We start from the raw sequence: 15,694 nt of genomic DNA, 5'->3' as shown, positions 1-15,694 counted from the left end.
AGGGTACTTCCTCGGTGCTGCCATGCTCCTCATCCTCCCGTGGATTCAGAGCCTCCACCAGACCCGGGGCGATTCACATCCTCGTTTCCAAGGTCAAGAGTCTCCAACAAACCCAGGGCACTTCACTGGTGGAACAATCGCCGCCTTCACGAAGCGCTCGACTACGCCACCCCGACCGAGATCGAAACCGCCTACTATCAAACCCGTGACGCCGCACTGGCGCTCACATAGACATCGGAACAGAACCCAGTGCGGTTCAGTGACGACCGCGCCGGCGTCGGCTAGCTTCTTGCCGTAGCCGGTCTCCGGATCGAGCTCCGACTCCTGATGGAAGTCATCGCCGCCAAAGAAGTGCACACAGGCGCGCTTCAGCTCGTAGCGCTGGCCGGCCAGTTGCCATGCGACATCGCCGCGGTCGTTGCGCCGAACCGGCACGGCCGCGAGTGGGAAGACCGCGCGCGTGCCCCGGCTGATCACCGGGAAGCCCAGGCACTGCCAGTCGAGCTCGGGGATTCTCGGCCAGCCTTCGATCGTGTCGAACGGCCGCTACTTCTCGAGTGCGTGCATGACCTCCAGGCCGTCGGAGATCTGCTGCGGCTCTGCGTCAGACACGATCGAACCCTACGCGCGAACCGCCAGGAACCTGCCGACGGGTTCGGCTGCGTAGTACTCGCCCAGCGGTTTGCCGAACGGCGGCTCCACACGCGCAGGGTCCGCCCCGTTCACCAGGAGGAGATCAAAGATCCGCGTGAGATCGTCCACGAGCTCGTCGTTCAGGGGCTTCGGGTCGACCCATGCGGGATCGCTGTGCTTGTACCGTGGCAGGTACTGTCGCGCCTGGCCCGCGGCGTAACCCAGCGCCGAGCCGCCATGGGTGTTCAGTGCCGAGACGTCCGCTCCGGCGTCGACGAGCCGCCGCAGCGCGTCGAACGCGGCGTCGGCCTTCTCGGCCGTCTTCGCCAGCTCCCACTCCACGGGTTCGAGATGGGCAGGTCCTGCCGGTCGCATCCAGCGTGAGTTCGCGACCGCGGCACCGATCGCGCTGTGCAGCACCGGCATGCCGAAGTCGTCGAAGGGGTTGAGATCGCTGAAGTTCGGGTCAGCGCCGTGCTCGAGGAGCAGCGCCGCGATCTCGTAGGCTCCCTTGTGGTAGCTCACCTGCAGGGGAGACATGCCGGCGTGCTGTTTCGGTGGAGCCGTGGCGATCAGGTTCGCGGCATCGGGGTCCTTCTCTAGCCGCTTCCTGACCTTGTCGACGTCGCCGGCGACGATGTCCTTGAACAGCACCTGCATCTCTTGACCTCTCCCTCAGCTGGATGCTCGTCGATACGAGTATCAGTCTGGCATCACGTCCGGCTTGCCGGCGTCTCGCAGACATCTCCTTGACGAGATGAGGCCCGCTGCGAGGTCGGGAAGGCCTGCAACGGTTCGGCCCGTCGTCGGTGCCAATCCGACTCTGTCTCGATCGAGGGGACGGGCGGGCGATTACGGCCAGCATATTGTACGTGCCGAAGACAGCTTTGAACGTCTGCTCGTCCCAGAAGCGGGCCGGCACGTGGCCAACCACGGGTCTTGCGGGGCGCTGAGCCAGACTGTCCTACCTGCCGGAACTCGACCGGGTTGCGTTACCGATAGGCGTTACACGCACGGCCTGAACTCGTGCGTGACCCGCGGCGTATCTATCACGTCGTCAAGAGGTTCTGGAGTGCATCCCTCGTCTCGTCACCCACACCGACGGCGTCCATGATCGAGTCGGGTTCTGCGATGAACGCCTCCACATGCGGCGTCACCTCCGACAGCCACGTCGCGGCCTGTTCCTGCGACCATGAAGCCTGTCGATCGTGGGTCGGCCCGCCGTGAGCGGCCGTTCCGGCCATGACGCGGACGGATTCCGCGTAGTCAGCCACAATGTCGGCCGCCCGCACCCCGGCATTGGCGAGCAGGAGCGCCGAGATCATCCCCGTTCGATCACGTCCCGCCGAGCAGTGAACGAAAACTCCAGGGTCCGAACTGGCGATGGCCTCGAGCGTCACTCGGATGTGTTCGGGAAGTATCCGCACACTGTGTTGCCAATACTCTGGCGAGTCGAGGATCGGAAGGCAGACCTCGCGGAACTCCGGATGCCCTTGATCCTCGGTGGGCGCGAGCACGATTGACACGTCGCGCGGTGGCACCGCTGCCGGATCCGTTTCTCTCGCTCCGACCTCGTACTCGCACCGCAGGTCGACGATCGACCGAAGGCCCCACGCCGAGGCGTCGCGCCACCCCTCATCGGTCAAGAGCTCACGCCGGGGGCCACGAGCGACCCGCCCGCGCGAGGTCACGCCGTCGGCCGCCAGCGGAGTCGGCAGCCCGCCCAGATCACGTACATTGCGGATGCCATCCCACATCAGCGCTCGCATCGACTCAGGCTAGCATCACTGCCGGTCGGCACCATCGCGCCCGAACCGGCATTCCACTCACACGTTGAAGCGGAACTCCACCACGTCGCCGTCCTGCATGACGTACTCCTTGCCCTCGATGCGCACCCAGCCCTTGGCCTTGGCCTCGGCCATGGAACCGGCCTCCATGAGCTGGTCGAAGGAGACGATCTCAGCCTTGATGAAGCCGCGCTCGAAGTCGGTGTGGATGACGCCGGCGGCCTGCGGGGCGGTCGCGCCCTTGGGGATCGTCCAGGCGCGGGACTCCTTGGGGCCGGCGGTGAGATAGGACTGCAGGCCGAGGGTCTCGTAGCCCACGCGGGCGAGCTGGTCGAGGCCGGACTCCTCCTGGCCGGTCGACTCAAGCATCTCGGCCGCCTCCTCCGCGTCGAGCTCGATGAGCTCCGACTCGAACTTGGCGTCGAGGAAGATCGCCTCGGCGGGGGCGACGAGCTCCCGGAGCTTCTGCTGCATCGCGGCGTCGGCGAGGCCCTCCTCATCCGTGTTGAAGACGTAGATGAAGGGCTTCGCGGTCATCAGCTGCAGCTCGCGCAGCTCGGCGACGTCGATGCCGGCGTCCGACGCGCCCTGGAACAGGGTCACACCGGTCTCGAGGAGGGCCTGAGCCTTGGTGACGTTCTCGAGCACGGTGGGCTCGATCGTCTTGCGCTTGGTCTCCTTCTCGAGGCGCGGCAGCGCGTTCTCGATGGTCTGGAGGTCGGCGAGGATCAGCTCGGTGGTGATGGTCTCCATGTCACCGGCGGCGTCGACGGAGCCGTCCACGCGGGTGACGTCGGGATCGGCGAACGCGCGAGTGACCTGGCAGATCGCGTCGGCCTCGCGGATGTTCGCGAGGAACTTGTTGCCCAGGCCCTCACCCTCGCTGGCGCCCTTGACGATCCCGGCGATGTCCACGAAGGAGACCGTCGCCGGGAGCAGCTTCTGACTGCCGAAGACGGTCGCGAGCTGCGCGAGGCGCGGGTCCGGCAGCGGGACCACCCCGACGTTGGGGTCGATCGTCGCGAACGGATAGTTCGCCGCGAGGACCTCCGCGCGGGTCAGAGCATTGAACAGGGTTGACTTGCCGACGTTGGGCAGTCCGACGATTCCGATGGTGAGAGCCACGGGAGGAGAGTCTACGGTTCACCGCGCAGTGATCCCAGCCGAAGGGGCGAAGCTCTCCTCCCGCCCAGCCCCATCACCATCGGGCCGGACGTCGGACCGAGCGCCCGATCGGCCCTCCGATCGCCCATCGGAACGGCGCCCGGCGCGCCGGACGCTCTGTGCCCCGCGCCACGGACCGATACCCTTCTGTCCATGAGCTCCCCCCTGCCCCCTGCGGCTCCCGATCCCGTGAACGGCCCGACGAACCAGCCCGGCTTCTCCGGCGGGTTCTCGACATCGGGCCAGTCGGCCCCCTCCTACGGCAATCCTCCCGGCCAGTCGGCCCCCGCCTACGGCACGCCCCCGGGCGGTGCCCCTTCCCCTGGCGCCCCCTGGCAGAGCGCCTCGGGCCAGGCGCCCGTCGGCGGGCAGCCCCCGTCGAAGAAGCGCTGGCTGCCCTGGGCCATCGGCGGCTGCGGCTGCCTCGTGCTCCTCGCGATCGTCGCCATCGTCTTGTTCTTCGTCTTCGTGATCGGCAGCACCAGCGGCCCCCGCAACGCGGTGGAGACCTATGAGCAGGCCTGGATCGACGGCACCTGCGAGGGCTTCCTCGAGACGACGACCGACGACTTCAACGGCGGTGCCACCTGCGAGGACTTCGAGTACGCGGCGTCGACGATCGAGGACTACGAGTACACGATCACCGAGACCAGCGTCAGCGGCAAGACGGCGGAGGTCTCCGTCGAGGAGTCCTACACCTACTACGGCGAGAAGGCCAGCCAGACCGGGACCTACTACCTGGTCAAGGAGGACGGGGAGTGGCTGATCGACTCCTCGACGGTCGACTGACCCTGTCCTGACCCTGTTCTGACCCTCTTCTGACCCTCGTCCGATCCCGCCGCCCTGCGGCGGGGCAGAGGCTCCTTCCCGATCCCCGCTGCGACGCGCCCTCCTCGCGCACCGCAGCAGCGAAGGCCCAGCACCCTCGGGTGCTGGGCCTTCGTCATGCACGGCGACGCCCGCAGGGACTGACGCCGGCACCGACGGTCGGGCGGCCGACGGCCGGACCGGCGGGCGGCCGGACCGGGATCAGTAGGCGACGGTGAAGCGCTCGCGACGGTGCGCGGGCTTCTCGATCTCGTCGACGACGGCGAGCGCGAGATCGGCGCCGGAGATGAAGGAGGCGCCCTCCGCGTCGGCGAGGAGGACGTCGCCGCCGGTGCGGTAGGTGCCGGTGGCCTCGCCGGGCGCGAAGGCGCCGAAGCCGCCCGCCGGGCTGACGTAGAACCAGTCGTGGTCCTCGCCCGTCGCCCGGAGGTCCTCGAGGACGCCCCCGAGCTCGCGGGCCTCGTCCTTGATCGCCTCGGGGAAGTCGGGGGTGTCGATGACGAGCGGGCCGTCCTCGGAGACCCGGAGGGAGCCGGCGCCGCCGATGACGCCGAGGCGGCTCTCGCCGAGCAGCGGGAGCAGGCCCGCGTAGGCGGCGCGGAGGGTGCCGGGCGCGGCGAGGTCGCCGCGCGGGGATGCGGTCGCGATGACGACGTCGGCCCCCTCGAGGGCGGGTCCGAGGGCGGCGACGTCGCGCAGGTCGCCGACGACGTGGGTCGCTCCGGCGGGCAGGGAGTCGGGGGCGGTGCGGGAGACGGAGACGACGTCGTGGCCGCGCCGGGCGGCCTCCGCGACGATGTGCGAGCCGGCGTAGCCGGTTCCTCCGAGGACGACGATGCGAGCCATGGGTGCTCCTTCCGGGCGCGATGCGCCCTGATTCTTCGCGGGACGCGACCGTGGACGGCCGCGCGTCCGGGGCCGACGACGTGAGCCGTCGGCCCCTATGGACTTCTCGGTCACTCTAGGTAACCTAGGAACCAGTGGGAAGTAGGCACCTTGCAGTAACCGTCTCGCAGCCCGCCGTCCCGCCGGAGAGGAACCCCTGCCATGACCATCGCCTTCGATCCCTTCGATCGCACCTGCCCCTCGCGCGGGCTGCTCGATCGCATCGGGGACCGCTGGACGGTGCTGGTGATCCTCACCCTGCAGGACGGCCCGCACCGGTTCTCCGTGATCCGTCGTCGGATCGACGGCGTCTCGCAGAAGATGCTCACCCAGACGCTCCGCTCGCTCGAGTCCGACGGCCTGGTCACGCGGACCGTCTACCCGGAGGTCCCACCGCACGTCGAGTACGAGCTCTCGCCGCTCGGCCGCACCCTCCTCGAGCCGCTCGGCGCCCTCTTCGGCTGGGCGAGCGCGAACATGCCGCAGGTCCTGGCCGCGCGCGAGGCGGCCGCTGCGCGGGAGCCGACCGCAGCGCAGCGGCGCGAGTCCCTCGGCGTCTGACGAGACCGGCGGTCGGCTCAGAACGACGCGGGCATGCGCACGTGCGTCGTCGGCGGCTCGCAGAAGACCGGCAGCGGCAGGCAGCCGAGGGAGCTGCTCGAGACGCGCACCGAGCGCGCCACCACGAGCAGCGGGATGCCGGCCAGGGAGTCGAGGTCGTCGGGAGCGTGCATCCGGTCGTCGGTGATCGTGCGCTCGTCGACCGGCGGGCGACCGCCCCGGAACGGGGCCGCACAGTCCACGGCGGAACGGGGATCGGTGAGGACGACGGCATGCAGGCGCGCCTCCGGATGCTCGATCGGCATGCCTCCGCCGCGGGGGCCCGCACGCCGGAGGTCGGCCGTCGCCCCCAGCACCTGTCGGCAGGCGCCCTGATCGTCGAGCTTCTCGCCGGGCGTCCCCGCACTCTCATCGCTCCAGGCCCCGGTCGCACCGAGCAGACGGGCGGCGGACTCCTCGGTCGTGAGCGGCGCGTCAGCAGGTTCGGCGGGCACCCGGCGGTACTCGATCTCGAGCAGCTCGCAGCGCTGCCGATGGTCCGTCGTGAACCAGCCGGAGTCGATGCGGTCGATCGTGCAGCGGAGGGTGCGCTCGGCGCCGATCGGAGCGCCGAAGGTCGCGTCGAGGGCCGCGGCGTCCTCGCCCGCGAGGCGCTCGAGCTCCTTCATCCCCGCGGAGAGGCCCGCCTCCGCATCCCGCTTCGCGGCGTACGGCAGGACGAGCGTGACCTGGGCGAGGGCGACGGCCCAGATCAGCACAGCGACCAGGAGGACCGCGCACAGCATGATGCCGATGCGCTTCCTCAGCCGTCTGCGGCTCGCCGTCATCGTCCGTCCCTCCCCCTGATGCTCGTCGGCCGGACCTCGGCGAACCCTCCCAGGATGCCCTACCGGACGCCCGGCCACCAGGTGCGCCGCGGATCGTACGACGTCTCCCGCCGACTCGTCGGCCCCGCACGGCGCCCGGCGATGCGCCGGATTGTCGGGGGCGCATGATGTGCTGGGGGGATGGATGCCCTTCCCCTCCTCCTCGCCCTTCTGGTCGGCATCGCCCTCGGCGCGACCGGCGCCGTCCTGATCCTGCGCGAGCGCGGCCGCGGCGCCGCGGACCGGCGCGCGGAGCAGGCCGGCGCCTCGAGCATGCTCCTGGACCTCGCCGGCGAGCGCTTCGACCGCGACACGGCACGGCGCGAAGCCGCCGACGAAGCGCGCGAGGCGACCCTCCACCGCACCCTCGCCCCGATCGGCGAGTCCCTCGCGCAGGTCGAGCGAGCCCTCGCACGGACCGAGCGCCTGCGCGCCGAGTCCGAGGGGATGCTCCGCCAGCAGCTGGGCGAGCTCGCCGCCCGCACCGAGCAGCTCGACGCGGGGACCCATGCCCTGACGTCGGCCCTGCGCGCGCCGACGGCCCGGGGCCGCTGGGGCGAGGTGCAGCTGCGCCGCATCGTCGAGGCCGCGGGCATGCTCGAGCACGTCGACTTCACCGAGCAGCTGCCCGGGAAGCGTGCCGACGGCTCCGGCGGACAGCGCCCCGACCTGGTCGTCCACCTGTCCGGGGAGCGCCAGGTGGTGGTCGACGCGAAGTCGCCGATGGAGGCCTATCTCGACGCGGTCGAGGAGCCCGATCCCGATCGCGCTGCCGGCCGCCGCCATGCGCATGCGAAGGCGCTGCGCCGTCACGTCGACGTCATCGCCTCCAAGTCCTACTGGAAGGCGCTGGGCGACACCCCGGAGTTCACGGTGCTGTTCGTGCCGAGCGACGGAGTCCTCGCAGCCGCCCTCGAGCCGGATCCGGGCCTGCTCGAGCACGCCTTCGCCCAGGACGTCGTCATCGCCTCGCCCGCCACTCTGATGGCGCTGCTGCGCACCGTCGCGCACACCTGGCGCACCGATGCGCTGAACCGCGACGCCCGCACGGTGCTCGAGACGGGCCGCGAGCTCCACCATCGGCTGGGGACGCTCAGCGGGCATCTCGGCAAGGTCGGCCGGTCTCTGGACTCCTCGGTCGCGGCCTACAACGATGCCGTCGGCTCGCTCCAGACGCGGGTCATGGTGACCGCGCGCCGCTTCGAGGACCTCGGCCTCACGGCCTCGCGGATCGACGACGTCGACCAGCTCACGCGGCGCGCCCGCACGATCGACGACGCCGAGATCGCGGACCTGGCCTCACCGGCGAGCGCACGGCCGTCGGCCGCGGGCGCGCGCGCAGACGGCTCGGAGCGCCCAGGCCGCGCGGCGGGCTGAGTCCGTCCGTCGGACACGCCGAGCCGGCCGACGCACGGGCCGGCCAGGCCGTCGGACGGGCTGGGCCGACGCGCGGGCCGAACCGGCGAGCGGGCCGGCCCGGCGAGCGGTCCGGCCCGGCCGACGGGTCAGGACTCGGCGGTGGCCCGATGCCCGGTGGGCCGGGTGCGGCGGTCGCCGTCGCCGCTCGCGGACAGGTCCTGACGCAGCTCCCGCGGCAGCGAGAACATGAGGTCCTCGGTCGCGGTGCGCACGGGCTGCACATCGCCGTAGCCGCGCTCGGCGAGCTCGGCGAGCAGCTGCTGGACCAGGATGTCGGGGACGGAGGCGCCGGAGGTCACGCCCACGGTCCCGACGCCCTCGAACCACTCCTCACGCAGCTCGTCGACCGAGTCGATGCGGTAGGAGGCCTTCGCGCCGGCCTCGAGCGCGACCTCCATGAGGCGCACCGAGTTCGAGGAGTTCGGGGAGCCGACGACGAGCACGAGATCCGACTCCGGGGCGATCTTCTTGATCGCGACCTGGCGGTTCTGGGTGGCGTAGCAGATGTCATCGCTGGGCGGGGCCTGCAGCGTGGGGAAGCGCTCGCGCAGCTTGTCCACGGTCTCCATGGTCTCGTCGACGCTGAGGGTGGTCTGCGAGAGCCACACGACCTTCTCGGGATCGCGCACGGTCACCGAGCCGACATCGTCGGGCGAGTTGACGATCTGCACGTGATCGGGGGCCTCCCCCGCCGTGCCCTCGACCTCCTCGTGGCCGGTGTGGCCGACGAGCAGGATGTCGTAGTCCTGGCGGGCGAAGCGCACCGCCTCCTTGTGGACCTTGGTGACCAGCGGGCAGGTCGCATCGATCGTGCGCAGGTTGCGCTCCTTCGCCATCTCCCGCACCTTCGGCGAGATGCCGTGCGCGGAGAAGATGACGAGCGCCCCCTCGGGGACCTCGTCGACCTCCTCGACGAAGACGGCGCCCTTGTCCTTGAGACGGTCGACGACGTACTTGTTGTGGACGATCTCGTGCCGTACGTACACGGTCTCGTCATAGTGCTCGAGGGCCCTCTCGACGGCGACGACGGCGCGGTCGACGCCCGCGCAGTACCCGCGGGGCTCGGCCAGGAGGACGGTTCCAGTGCTCACCGCTCCATCGTAGGAAACCCCCGGCAGAAAGGGGGATCCGTGGGGCGAGACTCACCAAGCCTCCACAAGCGTCGGCGTCTGCGGACCTCTCCTCCCCATGCGCCGTCCGTCCCCAGCGCCGCACGCCGTCCCGGTCCTGTCACCGCCGCGTGCCAGAGTGGACCCCATGAGCCAGACCCTCCCCGAGCCGGACCGCATCCCCGGCAGCGGCCCCAGCGGCGGCGAGCCCGCGGAGGCCCGCGCCCTCGCCCCGACCGCCGCGCAGACCACCGCGGAGAATCCGTGGCCGCTGCGCCAGCTCGCGGTCAAGGTCCGCGAATACATCGAGCGGATGTCGCCGATCTGGGTCGAGGGCCAGATCGTGCAGCTGAACCGCAGGCCCGGCTCCGGCATGGCCTTCATGACCCTCCGCGACGCGGACGTCGACATGTCCTTCTCCGTGCCGGTGCGCGAGCGCGTCCTGAAGGGGCTCCCGATGGAGCCCGTCGCCGGCTCGCGCGTCGTCGTGCACGCGCGACCGACCTTCTGGACCAAGCGCGGGAGCCTCCAGCTGGAGGCCGACGACATGCGCCCCGTCGGCATCGGCGAGCTCCTCGCCCAGCTCGAGCAGCTCAAGCGGGTGCTCGCCGCGGAGGGCCTCTTCGACCCCGGCCGCAAGAAGCCCCTCCCGTTCCTGCCCCGCACCGTCGGCCTGATCTGCGGGCGCGAGTCCGCGGCCGAGCGCGACGTCGTCGTCAACGCCCGTCGCCGCTGGCCCGCGGTCCGCTTCGAGATCCGCGAGGTCGCGGTGCAGGGGGCGAAGGCCGTCCGGGAGGTCTCCGCGGCCCTGCGCGAGCTCGACGCCCTCGAGGAGGTCGACGTCATCATCGTCTCGCGCGGCGGCGGCTCCCTCGAGGACCTGCTGCCCTTCTCCGACGAGCAGCTCACGCGGCTGGTCGCCGCCGCCGCCACCCCGATCGTCTCGGCGATCGGGCACGAGGTCGACACCCCGCTGATCGATCTCGCCGCCGACGTCCGCGCCTCGACCCCGACCGACGCCGCCAAGCGCGTGGTCCCCGACATCCAGGCGGAGACCGAGCAGCTCACGCTCGGCCGCACGCGCCTGCGCACCGCGATCCGCGGGCGCCTCGAGCGGGAGCAGTCCTCGCTCGAGGCGATCCGCTCCCGTCCCGTCCTCGAGGACCCGACCACGATCCTCGCCGGCCGCGCCGACGAGATCCGCTCCCGCACGGCCCTCGCGCGCACGCTCATCGGCGCCCGCCTGGACCGGGCGGGCGACGAGGTCGCCCACCTCGGCCGCCAGGTCCAGGCGCTGAGTCCGCTCGCGACCCTCGAGCGCGGATACGCGGTCGTCCAGTCGGCCGACGGCGGCATCGTCCGCCATCCCGACGACTCCGCGATCGACCAGGCCCTGTCCGTGCGCGTCGCCGGCGGCCGCTTCGGCGTGCGCCGCACCGTCGAGGACCCCTACACCCCGCCCACCGCTCCCGCGCCCGCCGCGCCCGCGCCCGCGCCCGCGCCCGCCGCACCGACCCCCGATCCTGAGGAGACCGCATGACCCCCTCGCCCCGCTCCGCCGACGCCGCCCGACCCGACGAGGCCGCTCGTCCTGACGAAGCCGCTCATCCCGGCGGAACCGCCCGCACCGGCGATCCCGCGCCGCTCCCCGCGGACATCGCGGGCCTCAGCTACGAGGCCGCGCGCGACCAGCTGGTCGAGGTCGTGCGCCGGCTCGAATCCGGCCAGGGCGGCCTCGAGGACTCGATCGCCCTGTGGGAGCGCGGGGAGATGCTCGCGCGCCGCTGCCAGCAGTGGCTCGACGGCGCCCGCGAGCGCCTCGAGGAGGCTGTCGCGGCCCGCCGCGAGACCGAGTGACGCGGATGCGCGGGACGAGGCGCGCAGAGGCGGGCCGGGTCAGCGCAGGGAGCTGATCGCCGCCTCCATGAGCTCGCGCAGCTCGGCGTCGTCCGCGGTGCCGTGCACGAGGATCCCCCAGCCGTCGCCCGCGCAGGTCAGACCCCGAGCCGCCTCCGCATCGCCGGACCCCGCAGTCGAGAGGACCTGGCAGGCGGCGCCGTCGATCACCGTCTCCTCCTCGACCACGACACCGGGCAGCGCCGCCGAGAGGACGGGTGCGCCGATCTCCTCCTGCTCGACGAGGGTGACCAGCTCACGATCGGGCGAGGAGTAGGCGATCTCCCAGCTCGCCGGCGCCTGCGCCTCGAGACGCGCCGTGCGCAGGCTCCAATCGTCCCCGAGCTCCGGCTCGGCGACGGGGAAGTCGACGGCGTCGCGCGCCCGCGCGGCCGACTCCGCCAGGTCCAGCTCCGAGTTCTCGAGCGTGTCCCGGGCCCCGTCGCCGCCGACCCCGAAGAACGCGATCCCGACGACGGCGACGACTGCCATCGTCAGCCCCATCGCCCAGACCATGTTCCGCAGCGGCGTCCGCGCCATGTCCGCGTAGCGGGACGTCTTCCGCGGGCGGACGACCTCCACCGCCCGGATCCGCGGCGCCCCCGCGGCGGACCCGCCCGATGCCGATGCCGATGTGTCGATGCTCTGCGCGTTGTCGATGCTCTGTGCGCTGTCGACGCTCTGCGCAATGGAGTCGCGCACGTCGGGCGCGGACGAGGAGCCGGAAGCGTCCGGCGCAGGGCTGGAAGAAGGAGCGGAGGAGGGACCGAGCATGCCTCCATTGTCCCCCGCCTCCCCTGAAGGCAGACCGAGGGATCCCCCACGCCCGGCAGCGCTGTCCACAACGGGGCGAGACGGTTCGCCCCGCACGCCGAAACCTGCGATGATCATGCGGTGACTGCCAAATTCCTCACCGTCGGCGAAGCCCTCACGGATATCGTCGTCCCCGCGGACGGCCCTCGAGCGGAGCACCCCGGCGGATCCCCCCTGAACGTGGCCGTTGCCCTCGGACGTCTCGGGCACGACAGCCACCTGCTCACCCGCATCGGCCGCGACGCCCGCGGCGAAGCCATTCGCGCCCATGTGGAGGAGTCCCGCGTGGTGCTCACGCCGGGCAGCGTCGTCGATGCCGCGACCTCCACCGCCGAGGCCACCCTCGACGAGACCGGCGCTGCGACCTACGTCTTCGACCTGACGTGGGACCCGGATCCGTCGGGCCTCCCGGAGGGCGTCTCCGCCGTGCACACCTCCTCCATCGCCGCTGTCATGCAGCCCGGTGCCTCCACCGTCATGGACGTGCTGCGGCGCTACCGCGAGACCTCGCTGATCAGCTACGACCCCAATGCGCGGCCCTCTCTGATGGGCGACCCCGCGGCGACCCGCGAGCTGGTCGAGGCGAACATCGCCCTCAGCGACGTCGTGAAGTCCTCCGACGAGGACGTCGCCTGGCTGTACGGCACCGACGACGTCGAGGACGTCGTCGCCTCCTGGCGCACGCTCGGCCCGGGCCTGACCTTCCTCACCCGCGGCGGCGAGGGCGCGGTCGGCTTCTCCGCCGCCGGCCGTGTGCAGATCGCCCCGGTGAAGGTCGAGGCCGTGGACACCGTCGGCGCCGGCGACACCTTCTCCGCTGGCATCCTCGACGCCCTCGCCGACAAGGGCCTCGTCGGAGCGGGCGTGCGCGACCAGCTCGCCTCGACGCCCTCGGACGACCTCGCCGGGATCCTCCGCCGCGCCGCCCGGCTCGCCGCCGTGACCGTCTCGCGCGCCGGCGCCAACCCCCCGTGGAGCCACGAGCTCGGCTGAGCCCGCCGCACCACCCCGCGCCACCGCACACCGCACCCCGCACCACCGAGCCCCTCCCATCGGATCCCGATGGGAGGGCTCGGCGCGTCGGACCCGCCTGAGCGGCCCGATGCACGGCCCCGCGACACGGGACCTGACAGACTCGGAACAAGGACGTCTCCGGACCATCACCAGGGAGCAGCAACACATGTCCCAGAACACCGCCGCCATCGCCGACACCGACGGCTACCGCATCGAGCACGACACCATGGGCGAGGTGCGGGTCCCCGCAACCGCCCTCTACCGTGCGCAGACCCAGCGCGCCGTCGAGAACTTCCCGATCTCCGGGCAGGGCCTCGAGCCCGCCCACATCCACGCCCTCGCCCAGGTCAAGAAGGCCGCCGCGCGCGCCAACCAGGACCTCGGCGTGCTCGACCCCGCGATCGCGCAGGCGATCGTCGCCGCAGCCGACGCCGTCATCGCCGGCGAGCACGACGACCAGTTCCCGGTCGACACCTACCAGACCGGGTCCGGCACCAGCTCCAACATGAACATGAACGAGGTGCTCGCGACCCTCGCGTCGACCGACGAGCTGCCCGTCCACCCCAACGACCACGTGAACTGCTCGCAGTCCAGCAACGACGTGTTCCCCACCTCCGTGCACGTCGCCGTCACGCAGGGCGTGGTCACGCACCTGCTCCCCTCCCTCGCCCACCTCGCCGAGTCCCTCGGGACCAAGGCCGAGGCATGGAAGAGCGTCGTGAAGTCGGGCCGCACGCACCTCATGGACGCGACCCCCGTGACCCTCGGCCAGGAGTTCGGCGGCTACGCGGCCGCGATCCGCTACGGCATCGAGCGCGTCGAGGCCGCCCTCCCCCGGACCGCCGAGGTCCCGCAGGGCGGCACCGCCGTCGGCACCGGCATCAACACCCCGGTCGGATTCCCGCAGAAGGTCATCGCGAACCTCGCCGAGCAGACCTCGCTGCCGCTGACGGAGGCCCGCAACCACTTCGAGGCCCAGTCCGCCCGCGACGGCCTCGTCGAGATGTCCGGAGCGCTGCGCACCATCGCCGTGTCCCTGACGAAGGTCTGCAACGACCTGCGCTGGATGGGCTCCGGCCCGAACACCGGCCTCGGCGAGATCGCGATCCCCGACCTGCAGCCCGGCTCCTCGATCATGCCCGGCAAGGTCAACCCGGTGATCCCCGAGGCCGTGCTCATGGTGTGCGCGAAGATCGTCGGCAACGACGCCGCCATCGCCTGGGGCGGCGCTCAGGGCGCCTTCGAGCTCAACGTGCAGATCCCCCTGATGGGAACCAGCCTGCTCGAGTCGATCCGCCTCCTCGCGAACGCCTCCACGGTCCTCGCCGACAAGACCGTCGACGGCCTCGTCGCCGACGAGGAGAAGGCCCGCTTCTACGCCGAGGCCTCCCCCTCGATCGTGACCCCGCTGAACAAGCTCATCGGCTACGAGTCCGCCTCGAAGATCGCCAAGCACGCCGTCGCCGAGCGCATCTCCGTGCGCGAGGCGACCATCGCCCTCGGCTTCGTCGAGCGCGGCGAGCTCACCGAGGAGCAGCTCGACGCCGCCCTCGACGTCCTCTCCATGACCGCCCCGAAGGCCTGATCGCGGTACGCCGGTTCTCGCTGGCGCATGCCAGCGCGTCTCGGCGCATGCTTCGTGATCGAACGCCCCGTCCCCGCGAGGGACGGGGCGTTCCTCATCTCGAGGAGCCTGCTGGTCGTCGTCGCGGCAGAGGGGAGGTTCGGCATCGCGATGAGCGGGCGGCTCGGCATCGCGGCGAAAGGGCGGCTCCGCATCGCGGAAGTCGCTGAATCTCCCCTTGACCTGGAGCGCACTCCAGGGAGTGTGCTGGCGCCATGTGGATCCTCCTTCTCGCGCCCTTCGCGCTCCTCGCCCTGTCCCAGGTCCTCGCCCTCGTCGCCTTCGCGCAGGCGGCGTCGGGGACCGGTGCCAGCTCCGCCGCCCTCGCCGTGCCTCTGATCGCCTACGCGACGGCGATGCTGCTGAGCATCTCCGCCGTCGTGCTCGCGGCGCTCCCCTCCCGCCTCGCCGAGCCCGCGCCACGAGAAGTGCTCATCGCGTTCGCCGCGCTCGCATCGCTCATGGTGTGCGCCGCTCCCCTGCTGTGGGGCCGGACGATCGGGGAGTTCCACCTCTCCCACCATCTCGTCCGAGCCGCCCTCGTCGCGATCTGCCTCGTGCTGTACTCCTGGTATGTCGCTTCCCATCGGTGAGGTCTCCCGCCGCAGCGGGCTCAGCGCGGACGCCCTGCGCTTCTACGAGCGCGAAGGGATCATCCCTCCGCCGGAGCGCACCGGCGGCGGTGCACGCCGCTACGACCCCTCCGTCCTCGACCACCTGCAGGTCGTGACCGCGCTGCGGAGGATCGGCTTCGGTCTCGACGAGGTGCGCGACCTGCTCGCCGCCAAGAGCGAGCACCGCACCGTCCGCGGCCGGGTCGCCGCGGCGCGGGAGAGCATCGAACGGCTCGAAGCCCGACTCGACGAGAAGGAGCAGGCCCTCGCGGACGCCCGCCAGCAGCTGCAGAGCTGGCGTGCGGAGCTCGACTCCGGCGAGCCATGGCCCGACGTCCCGGTGCATGGCGGGGAGGCGCGGGACGGGGGCGAGGACAGGGAGGCAGGGCGCTGAGGGGCGCAGAGACGCGGAGAGGTGAGCTGAAGAGCGCTGGCCGGGAGGAGAACGGGACGCATACGCGCATGTGATCGCCCTATGCCA

Annotated in this window: 17 protein-coding genes; 9 read left to right on the top strand and 8 right to left on the bottom strand. The window is 71.5% G+C overall.

Features of this window, described 5'->3' with window-relative positions; translation table 11 throughout:
* Positions 1-93: 93 nt before the first annotated feature.
* The 4 genes from ACXET9_RS15910 to ychF form a co-directional block, all read right to left on the bottom strand.
* Positions 94-477, bottom strand: a complete 384-nt coding sequence (locus tag ACXET9_RS15910) for a hypothetical protein (protein WP_457887662.1) — start codon at positions 475-477, stop codon at positions 94-96.
* A 144-nt stretch (positions 478-621) separates the two neighbouring features.
* Complete coding sequence (locus tag ACXET9_RS15905) at positions 622-1,293, bottom strand: hypothetical protein (protein ID WP_457887661.1); 672 nt, start codon at positions 1,291-1,293, stop codon at positions 622-624.
* Positions 1,294-1,682: 389 nt separating this feature from the next.
* The gene (locus ACXET9_RS15900; protein WP_457887660.1) at positions 1,683-2,402 is read right to left on the bottom strand and encodes a tyrosine-protein phosphatase; all 720 of its coding nucleotides are present in this window, start codon (positions 2,400-2,402) and stop codon (positions 1,683-1,685) included.
* 57 nt (positions 2,403-2,459) lie between these two features.
* Positions 2,460-3,545 (bottom strand): redox-regulated ATPase YchF, encoded by a 1,086-nt coding sequence (ychF, locus tag ACXET9_RS15895; RefSeq protein WP_457887659.1) that lies wholly within the window; start codon positions 3,543-3,545, stop codon positions 2,460-2,462.
* A 192-nt stretch (positions 3,546-3,737) separates the two neighbouring features.
* Here ychF and ACXET9_RS15890 point away from each other — a divergent pair, with 192 nt between their 5' ends.
* Complete coding sequence (locus ACXET9_RS15890) at positions 3,738-4,373, top strand: hypothetical protein (protein ID WP_457887658.1); 636 nt, start codon at positions 3,738-3,740, stop codon at positions 4,371-4,373.
* Between the two features lie 240 nt (positions 4,374-4,613).
* Here the strand turns inward: ACXET9_RS15890 and ACXET9_RS15885 are convergent, their stop codons facing one another.
* The gene (locus tag ACXET9_RS15885; RefSeq protein ID WP_457887657.1) at positions 4,614-5,258 is read right to left on the bottom strand and encodes an NAD(P)-dependent oxidoreductase; all 645 of its coding nucleotides are present in this window, start codon (positions 5,256-5,258) and stop codon (positions 4,614-4,616) included.
* Between the two features lie 201 nt (positions 5,259-5,459).
* Between ACXET9_RS15885 and ACXET9_RS15880 the strand changes: the two genes are divergently transcribed.
* Entirely contained in the window at positions 5,460-5,858 is a 399-nt protein-coding gene (locus tag ACXET9_RS15880; RefSeq protein WP_457887656.1) for a winged helix-turn-helix transcriptional regulator, read from the top strand.
* A gap of 17 nt (positions 5,859-5,875) precedes the next feature.
* On the opposite strand, the gene ACXET9_RS15875 is transcribed toward ACXET9_RS15880, so the two are convergent.
* Positions 5,876-6,685 carry a hypothetical protein gene (locus tag ACXET9_RS15875; RefSeq protein ID WP_457887655.1) on the bottom strand — a complete coding sequence of 270 codons (810 nt, stop codon included), beginning with the start codon at positions 6,683-6,685 and terminating at the stop codon, positions 5,876-5,878.
* 180 nt (positions 6,686-6,865) lie between these two features.
* Between ACXET9_RS15875 and ACXET9_RS15870 the strand changes: the two genes are divergently transcribed.
* Positions 6,866-8,101 (top strand): DNA recombination protein RmuC, encoded by a 1,236-nt coding sequence (locus tag ACXET9_RS15870; RefSeq protein ID WP_457887654.1) that lies wholly within the window; start codon positions 6,866-6,868, stop codon positions 8,099-8,101.
* A gap of 128 nt (positions 8,102-8,229) precedes the next feature.
* On the opposite strand, the gene ACXET9_RS15865 is transcribed toward ACXET9_RS15870, so the two are convergent.
* Positions 8,230-9,234, bottom strand: coding sequence for a 4-hydroxy-3-methylbut-2-enyl diphosphate reductase (locus tag ACXET9_RS15865; RefSeq protein WP_457887653.1), 1,005 nt, complete (start codon positions 9,232-9,234; stop codon positions 8,230-8,232).
* 166 nt (positions 9,235-9,400) lie between these two features.
* On the opposite strand from ACXET9_RS15865, the gene xseA reads away from it, so the two are divergent.
* Together xseA and ACXET9_RS15855 are read left to right on the top strand one after the other, a co-directional pair.
* The gene (xseA, locus tag ACXET9_RS15860) at positions 9,401-10,792 is read left to right on the top strand and encodes an exodeoxyribonuclease VII large subunit (RefSeq protein ID WP_457887652.1); all 1,392 of its coding nucleotides are present in this window, start codon (positions 9,401-9,403) and stop codon (positions 10,790-10,792) included.
* Positions 10,789-11,109 (top strand): exodeoxyribonuclease VII small subunit, encoded by a 321-nt coding sequence (locus ACXET9_RS15855; protein WP_457887651.1) that lies wholly within the window; start codon positions 10,789-10,791, stop codon positions 11,107-11,109. The genes xseA and ACXET9_RS15855 overlap by 4 nt, the downstream gene beginning before the upstream one ends.
* Positions 11,110-11,148: 39 nt before the next feature.
* Here the strand turns inward: ACXET9_RS15855 and ACXET9_RS15850 are convergent, their stop codons facing one another.
* Positions 11,149-11,922, bottom strand: coding sequence for a DUF4245 family protein (locus tag ACXET9_RS15850; protein WP_457887650.1), 774 nt, complete (start codon positions 11,920-11,922; stop codon positions 11,149-11,151).
* 120 nt (positions 11,923-12,042) lie between these two features.
* Here ACXET9_RS15850 and ACXET9_RS15845 point away from each other — a divergent pair, with 120 nt between their 5' ends.
* From ACXET9_RS15845 to ACXET9_RS15830, 4 genes are all read left to right on the top strand, one after another.
* Positions 12,043-12,954, top strand: coding sequence for a carbohydrate kinase family protein (locus ACXET9_RS15845; protein ID WP_457887649.1), 912 nt, complete (start codon positions 12,043-12,045; stop codon positions 12,952-12,954).
* Between the two features lie 187 nt (positions 12,955-13,141).
* A complete protein-coding gene (locus ACXET9_RS15840) occupies positions 13,142-14,560 on the top strand; it encodes a class II fumarate hydratase (protein WP_457887648.1) in 1,419 nt (472 codons plus the stop codon).
* A 254-nt stretch (positions 14,561-14,814) separates the two neighbouring features.
* A complete protein-coding gene (locus ACXET9_RS15835) occupies positions 14,815-15,192 on the top strand; it encodes a hypothetical protein (protein WP_457887647.1) in 378 nt (125 codons plus the stop codon).
* A complete protein-coding gene (locus ACXET9_RS15830) occupies positions 15,173-15,607 on the top strand; it encodes a MerR family transcriptional regulator (RefSeq protein WP_457887646.1) in 435 nt (144 codons plus the stop codon). The genes ACXET9_RS15835 and ACXET9_RS15830 overlap by 20 nt, the downstream gene beginning before the upstream one ends.
* Positions 15,608-15,694: the final 87 nt, after the last annotated feature.

It is taken from the genome of Brachybacterium netajii (SeqCode) (assembly GCF_054114245.1).
Note: the sequence above shows the minus strand (reverse complement) of the source record. Positions and strands in the feature narration are given on the sequence as shown.